General features: G+C 44.3%; 6 protein-coding genes and 1 pseudogene. 3 read left to right on the forward strand and 4 right to left on the reverse strand.

Annotation, left to right across the window (positions count from 1 at the left end; translation table 11 throughout):
- Positions 1-212: 212 nt before the first annotated feature.
- On the forward strand, positions 213-1,457 hold the full coding sequence (locus B3K42_RS00290) for a hypothetical protein (RefSeq protein WP_110991069.1): 1,245 nt from the start codon (positions 213-215) through the stop codon (positions 1,455-1,457).
- 596 nt (positions 1,458-2,053) lie between these two features.
- Here B3K42_RS00290 and B3K42_RS00295 read toward each other — a convergent pair.
- Both B3K42_RS00295 and B3K42_RS00300 read right to left on the reverse strand, forming a co-directional pair.
- Positions 2,054-2,389: a hypothetical protein gene (locus tag B3K42_RS00295; protein WP_110991067.1), complete on the reverse strand. Its 336-nt coding sequence runs from the start codon at positions 2,387-2,389 to the stop codon at positions 2,054-2,056.
- A gap of 233 nt (positions 2,390-2,622) precedes the next feature.
- Entirely contained in the window at positions 2,623-2,922 is a 300-nt protein-coding gene (locus tag B3K42_RS00300) for a hypothetical protein (protein ID WP_146227076.1), read from the reverse strand.
- A 314-nt stretch (positions 2,923-3,236) separates the two neighbouring features.
- Between B3K42_RS00300 and B3K42_RS00305 the strand changes: the two genes are divergently transcribed.
- Positions 3,237-3,845: a DUF6305 family protein gene (locus B3K42_RS00305; RefSeq protein WP_258367443.1), complete on the forward strand. Its 609-nt coding sequence runs from the start codon at positions 3,237-3,239 to the stop codon at positions 3,843-3,845.
- A 343-nt stretch (positions 3,846-4,188) separates the two neighbouring features.
- Positions 4,189-4,650: a hypothetical protein gene (locus B3K42_RS00310; protein ID WP_110991079.1), complete on the forward strand. Its 462-nt coding sequence runs from the start codon at positions 4,189-4,191 to the stop codon at positions 4,648-4,650.
- Between the two features lie 92 nt (positions 4,651-4,742).
- Here the strand turns inward: B3K42_RS00310 and B3K42_RS00315 are convergent, their stop codons facing one another.
- Both B3K42_RS00315 and B3K42_RS00320 read right to left on the reverse strand, forming a co-directional pair.
- A complete protein-coding gene (locus tag B3K42_RS00315) occupies positions 4,743-6,662 on the reverse strand; it encodes a bifunctional 2',3'-cyclic-nucleotide 2'-phosphodiesterase/3'-nucleotidase (protein ID WP_110991065.1) in 1,920 nt (639 codons plus the stop codon).
- An 83-nt stretch (positions 6,663-6,745) separates the two neighbouring features.
- Positions 6,746-7,044: pseudogene (locus B3K42_RS00320) on the reverse strand (transposase); the annotation flags it as partial.

Below are 7,044 nucleotides of genomic sequence, written 5' to 3' on the forward strand. Positions count from 1 at the left end.
TTTACTGCAATACTGTAGGTTGGTACGTGTGCGATCTGAAGAAACTGTTCGAAAGCTCTTCAGGTTTAATTGCTGTTTTGGTTTCAAGTGGCTATTGCGAATTCTTTACGGCTTTGGCTTCTATTCGAAAACGCTGCTCGTGCTAAAATCAATCGAACCTGTATGGTTATCGATACCAGAAAGTTATCTACTTTCTAGAGGGAGAGACCTATTTGAATGACGGCAGAACAAAGGTTGGAATAGGTTTTGCGACGGGGCGAAGGCACTTTCAGAGAGTTTTGCGTAGCTACGTCTACAACTGGAAAGAGTCTGAACTGGTTGACAGCGAAGAACTAACGCTGAACCTATTTGTTGCCTATGATCTGAATTACAAGAATACAAAGAAGGCAAATTACACCAAGATCAGTTCCAGTGTGGACGAATTACTGTTCTCCAAACATTTCATAGGTCAGAAGGAAGTTGAAGAAGAAAAGAGGGAGCTCATTAAGCGCGGGATTGTCGATTCGGAAGAAGCTTCTTTGGTTTTTGGAAAAGGATATGCTTCCCAGAGAAACATTGTTCTTTACAGTGCTCTGAAGAATCACATCGATTGCCTGCTCTATCTTGACGATGACGAGTATCCAGTTGCCGTTACGAACGACATGGGCTCTGTTTCGTGGATGGGCCAGCATCTTCTGAAAACTCACTTGAACTACATTGATCAGGCCGACATCACCTACGGTTATCACTGTGGATACATTTCTCCGATCCCCTTCATAGAGTTTTCTCCAGCACTACCCGAGGATACTTTCAGACTCTTCATTGAGGCGATTAGCAACGACATAGTCAAGTGGGAGACTCTCAAAAGACTTATAGTTGCCGGAGGAGTATTGTACGCCGATCCGGAGATGCTGAACAGTAATGAAGTCTTTGAAGTTGAAGAGGTAAATCATACCAAATTCATCTCTGGATCGAATCTCTGTCTAAATCTAAAAGATCCAGGCAGACTTTTCCCCTTCTATAATCCACCTGGAGCAAGAGGTGAAGATACTTTCTTGAGTACCTGTCTGAGCGACAGGAGGGTGCTCAAAGTGCCAAGTTACGCATTTCATAACGCATTCTCAACGTACAACCACATTTTGATGGGTGTTCTCCCAACCAGTCTCAGACCTATAAGAGCCGATTCGAGAGACATAGTTAAACGTTTCTACAGATCCTGCATTGGATGGATCAGATACAAGCCTTTGCTTCTTTACATAACCGATCGCAACAACTATTCGAAGAAGATTGAAGAGATGAAGATCAACCTTAGGGAAACATTACCTTCTATTTCATCGTACTTTGGTACCGATTCGTTCTACAACATTTCCAAAGAGCTGAACAAGTATCATAAGTCGGTCAAGGAACACTACGAGCAGTTCGAAAGAGTAAAAAAGATTTGGTCGAAGATATCGGATTATCTCCGGGAAGCTTATTAAGGATTGTGAATGGGTATTTAATCTGAAGTTTACATTGAGTTCCCAAAGGAAAAATTAGAACTTCTCGGGTTTTTCTGCCTGGAGATCGAAGATATGTCCACATTCTCTGCAAACGCGCACGATCACCTCAGACCCCATCGAAAGAGGCTTTCCCAAAGGCATAAGTGCTGCATAGCCTGACCAGTAACCCTTCCCTATGTCTAGCGAGCAACAGTTTGGGCACTTTCTGTTCGAATCATTGAGCGCCTTCAGTTGAAATTTCAGATAGAATGCATCAAGACTCTATTAGAAAGAAGTTCTAAGAACAGTATTGCCGGTTTATCTTTTTTCATACGCCGTACTTGGATCTCGAGGCACCATGATGGTAAGTTTGCCCTGCGTCTCGTGCTCTTCGTTGTCGTTGTGGTATAGTACCGCCTGAAATCCTAACCCACAGGGAGATGGTCCCGTCATTTTTTTGAAGAGATGAAACCTGCAAACAGAACAACAACAGCACCCGCAAGAAATTGGCTCTTATTCATGCATTTCACCTCTTCTAAGAAGTCTCAAAAAAAATACCGGAAACACCTGACTTGGCTAATCATACCAGAATTACTTCAAACTGCCATTCTAAATCTTCTATGCGGCAGAGTACTGGTCTTGAAGCCCTCAGCTATTGGCGCGCTGAGCTCAAGGTCACTCATCTCTTTATTGTAGTATATAGACTCGGTTGAAAGGGTATTCTCTATGTACAGAATGCTCTCACTGACGTATTTTCCGATCTGCTCGGGATCGACGTTGAAATCCAGCCTGAAAGAGAACAAAACCTTTATGACGAGATCTTGATGAAGCAAGTCAAGATCGAAAGAAAATAGAATATAGGCTATCTCTCCATCGTTTCTTGGATAGCCAACAACTTTTTCCGTAGGAATTACATTGATTATCTCGATCATGTGTTGTCCCAACGTGTTCAACGGAAGAGGAAGCCAGATCTTAGGATTGTCTTCATTCGGAAGATCTGCCCTTGCAACTTCGACCTAGTAATCGGCCAGGAACTCTCGTGGATCGAAATACGCGCTCCAGGGTTGCTTGAACTCTGCAAATCCCGGTTGCTTTTCTCTACCATATTCTGCGAGAATGAATCTTACCGCTTCGCTGAAGTGGATGGCCCAGTCGGGATTGCGCTTTAAAGATCGAGATCTCTGTAGAGTAGATTCTGCTCAAATTCCGAGAAGAACATTTCCCGACCGTCAATAATTCTTCTTTGAATCTTTCTCTCTTCGATGAATTGACGAACTTCTGCATCTGTATTCGGATTAGGGTAGTGCCCGGTTACTATCTCCTTCGCCTCGTCGTATGTAATCGAAAACGCTATCAAAGATTTGATTCCATTCTGTGAATTCAGATAAGAGAGGCTTTTCTCTACAGCGGCCGTTGAAAGCGAAAACAGAACTACCATAGTCAGTGCCACAATTACCTTCTTCAAACAACACCCTAATGAATCAGCAAAGCCGATAAGACTTGTACACCTTATACAATCTTCTACGTAAATTGAAAATTGAAACGAGGTCTTCTCAAGGATGGGCTTCTGAACTTCAAGAGAGGTGAAGCGAAAGGCGGAACACTTCAGTCATCTAGATTTAGAAGAGAATTATTGCTAAGAATGGAAAGAGCTTGCGTAAGCAAAAAGGGGTTAAATTTGATAAAATTAGTCACATTAAGTTCTTTGTTGTGGTTAAAGAAGGAACAGTTTCTGTGTCCTGACTTGATACAGCCATCAAAGACTGTGGAGGAGAATCTATGAAACCAAAGATATCAGTACTATTATCGGCAATATTTCTCGCTTTTCTTATCTCTCCGCTTTACGCAGGCAATCTGGAACCTCCTGCGAGACCTCCGATTCTGGCAACTGCGATAGGAAATGGAGCAGGATCCGACATTCTCGCTCTAGTCTGTGAGATGCACGGCATTGATTACGAGAACAATCTTCAGTTGAAACCCGAGGATTTCACCGAGAGACTCGATTCGGAAAATGCGCCCGGAACACTTTTTATTGCACCTGGAGCCTTGGTCGAGGGAGATCTGTATACCGTCTGCGGCGTTGAGGAAATTGATGTCGGTCAGGAGATCTCTAGAATTGAGAACCTAATATCAATAGCCAAGAAGCGGGGAGTTCCTGTTGTAGCCATTCACATTGAAGGTGGCTTCACTTCGCCAGATAACGATCCGAGGCAGTCCTTCGACTTGCTTATGCCGAAAGCCAACTACATAATTCTGGTGTCGCGGGAAGGACCGAGTGAGTATTTCTTAGCGCTCTCAGAGGGAACCGGGGTACAGCTGATAGTGGTCGACAAAGCTGAAAGAATTCTCGATGCTCTTGATCTGCTGTTCGCAATGGGCGGATCTTGATGGCTCGAAACATAGTCTCACCTATTAAGTCTAGAAATCTCTTTGATACCTTTGGATAGAAGTTGAGTATGAGTCTCTCTTCTTTAAGGATCAAAGATTGAGTTTCAGTCCATGATTGATGGCTCTGCGGTGTTGAAATATACAAGTAGTTTGGGTTACCTTCGCTGTTTGTAGGTTGCACAGTAAGGGCTTTCAATCCGATGAAAGATTATCTCCGAAAATTTAGCCTCTTGAGGTACTTTGCATTCTTCGTGAGTCGTTCCAGCTCATTGCTCTCCTTTTTACCAGTGATAGAATTGGAACGCGGGAGGAAGACAAAATTATCCTGGAAAGGATGGTTGTTATGGATTCTGAAAAGCTTACGGAGCAGGAATGGCACAAAAAGCAGGCGATAGAGAACTTCAACCTTACATGGGACCTCATAGATAAGAAAGACAGAACAGCAGAAGATGACCTTCTTATGATACATACCGCTCACGCATCTCGCTTCCACTGGGGAGTAGTAGGTACCCCGATCGAATTTGCAAGGGGTGAGTGGCAGGTGTCCAGAGTTTACTCTTTGCTCAACATGGCGGAATCGGCATTGTATCACGGAGAACTTTCGCTGAAATATTGCACCGACAATGCGATAAGTGGTTTCGATCTTGCCTTTGGCTATGAAGCCGTTGCAAGAGCCTACATGGTTGCAGGAAAACGTGACCGTATGGATGAGTATATGAAACTAGCAAGAGAAGCAGCCGATCTAATTGAGGACGACCAGGACAGAAACTACTTTCTTTCAGAATTGGAAACTATCGCTCTATAATAGTAAATGAATGCTGTTTGACGAAATTTGACTTCGAACTACACGAACGCGAAATAAAAGGCCCCGAAAGGGGCCTTTGTTATACAAGCAAGCTAGTTGACTTCCTGCAATGTCGACTCTTCCAGGTATTCAGAGAGTTCTACCAAATTCACTTCGTAGATTCCCCATCCAGCCTCATCGACTTCAAGGAACTCTATTCCGCGGATTGCATTCCTCTCGATGTATCCCGCGCCTTCGGGAGAAGAACGGTACAGAAGCGGCCCGACCGTGTCAACCGGCAGGATTTTCCAGTTGTTCGTGGGGGCAGGATCTACTTCGCCTATATATTGTATGTACTTTATTATTGCCTCACGGTTTATCTCCGTTGTGGCAAGTATAACGTTATCGGCTACGTGTGGGAAGTTTCCTCCACCGCTTCCTCTGTAGTTGTTTGTCACTACCAAGAACTCCATTGATTCATCTAGCGGATTGCCTTCAAAGGTAGCAGAAACCAGGCGTTGGCCGGAAGGCCTGGTTATGTCGTAAACATACTCAATTCCTTCGATTACATCGAAGTTGTATTCCCTGAAGTCGTAATTGACTATATGCTGCGGCTCTGCAGACGACGGGTCAATCTGATTGAAGTTGCTTGCTGCTGCCTCGAGCCAGTCTTTTATCTGTTCACCATTGAGTTTCGCTACATAGACGGTATTAGGATATATGTAGATATCAGTGATCGATCCGATAGAAATGTCGCCTTGTACGTGCGTAAAATATGATGGCCCCTGTCTGCCGGCAATGAATGGAGCAGCAGCACTGAGAATCGGGAGCCATTCATATTCGGAACCGGCAAATTCACGCTCCGCCCACCATATTTGAGCTTCGTTTATGATCTGAGTGACAGGATTGTCCATTATTCTTGAGAAGTAAGACGTTATCTCAGTATCGGTCCAGCCGATGGGGGTTCTCACATACTCTATCGTTGCTTCGTGCTTCGGCCCAACGAGTTCGGCCAGAAGCGGATGAGTAATGACTTCGTCTGTTACGGGAACCAGATTTGCAGAACCATCAAGCACTTCCCAGTCTCCCGTATTCCAGTCATAGGCGAGGTCGAGACTTATTACACCTAAGTGTGATCCCCAAGAGCCCGGAAGTACAGTAGGAACACTGAAGATTAGGCCCTTGTCGTTATCTATGCTCTCGAAGTCTGGAAAATCACCCGGAAAATGAGAATGCTGATGACCGAGAATCATCGCATCGATTCCTTCGACCTGAGCGAGGTAATATGCAGCGTTTTCCTGAGCGTCATAGCTTGTTATTTCATCTGTAGATATTCCGGTATGTGCAACCGCAATTACGAGATCAGCCTGGTCTCTGAGGACAGGAATGTACTTTTCTGCTTGTTCGACAATACCCTGAGTGAAGACGTAACCTTCAAGATGACGTCTTCCCCAGCTCATTATCTGAGGTGGTGTAAAACCAATCACTGCAACCTTGATAGGTATTCCATCGACTTCCCTGTCGAGAATTACGAAGGGATTAACCAAGAAAGACTTTGGGTCGTTTGCCATTCTGATATTTGCGGAAACCCAGGGGAATATAGAGTTACTTCTTGCGCGTTCAAAGAACTCGAGACCAAAGTCGGTGACGTCGTGATTGCCTACGGAAACAGCATCATAACCGATATAGTTGTAGGCCCGCACGATTGTCTGGAAGTCAAAGCCTTTAAGCGGATTAACATCGGCTTCATAGTCTCCCACGAGACTTCCCTGAATGAAATCACCCGTATCGAATAGCAGAGTGTTCGGGTTTTCACTTCTTACCTCTTCAATCAGCGTGAATACCTTTGCGAGACCTATGCTTTCATTCGGCTTGTCCCCCATATAGTCATAGGGCATTATGTACTGATGCATGTCTGTTGTACCCATAATAACTAGGTTGTGAATAGTCGTACCGGTTGTTGCGAATAACAAACTTGAAAACGCAAGTAAGATCAAGAGAACAGTCGCAATACTCTTCCTTTTCTCAAGCATTTTCTCACTCCTCCTTGAAAGACCGGCTGCCTTTCATCAATAGTGAGGCAACCATGTGGGTATTTATTATATAACTTTCGTTATCTCGCGGCAAAGACACTTACCTTTTTGTATCCCATGACATTGAATTCAGCCATGAGTTGTTTCACTGTTTTCACGTCGGTGATATTGCCAGGGAGTTTCCGGTAGTAAAAGGGAAGTCCAGACTGTTCACCGAAGAGAAGGGCGAGGTTGATTTGAGGTAGTCTCTCGTACTCTTTGTTTTTTCCCTTCTTTACCTGTCTCAGTATCTCCGAATAACTGGAGATGGAAGTGATGTCAAAGGCCCAGTATTCTTTCTCAATTCTACGTCTGCCTTGCTTCTTGAAGAACATCATTCTCT

This window comes from Mesotoga sp. UBA6090 (assembly GCF_002435945.1).
In the GTDB taxonomy this organism is placed as follows: Bacteria; Thermotogota; Thermotogae; order Petrotogales; family Kosmotogaceae; genus Mesotoga.

Bases quoted from the DNA above. Each gene is read 5' to 3' on its own strand.
- B3K42_RS00295 (WP_110991067.1), bottom strand. From the start codon at position 2,389: ATGATCGAGATAATCAATGTAATTCCTACGGAAAAAGTTGTTGGCTAT.
- B3K42_RS00305 (WP_258367443.1), top strand. From the start codon at position 3,237: ATGAAACCAAAGATATCAGTACTATTATCGGCAATATTTCTCGCTTTT.
- B3K42_RS00310 (WP_110991079.1), top strand. From the start codon at position 4,189: ATGGATTCTGAAAAGCTTACGGAGCAGGAATGGCACAAAAAGCAGGCG.
- B3K42_RS00315 (WP_110991065.1), bottom strand. From the start codon at position 6,662: ATGCTTGAGAAAAGGAAGAGTATTGCGACTGTTCTCTTGATCTTACTT.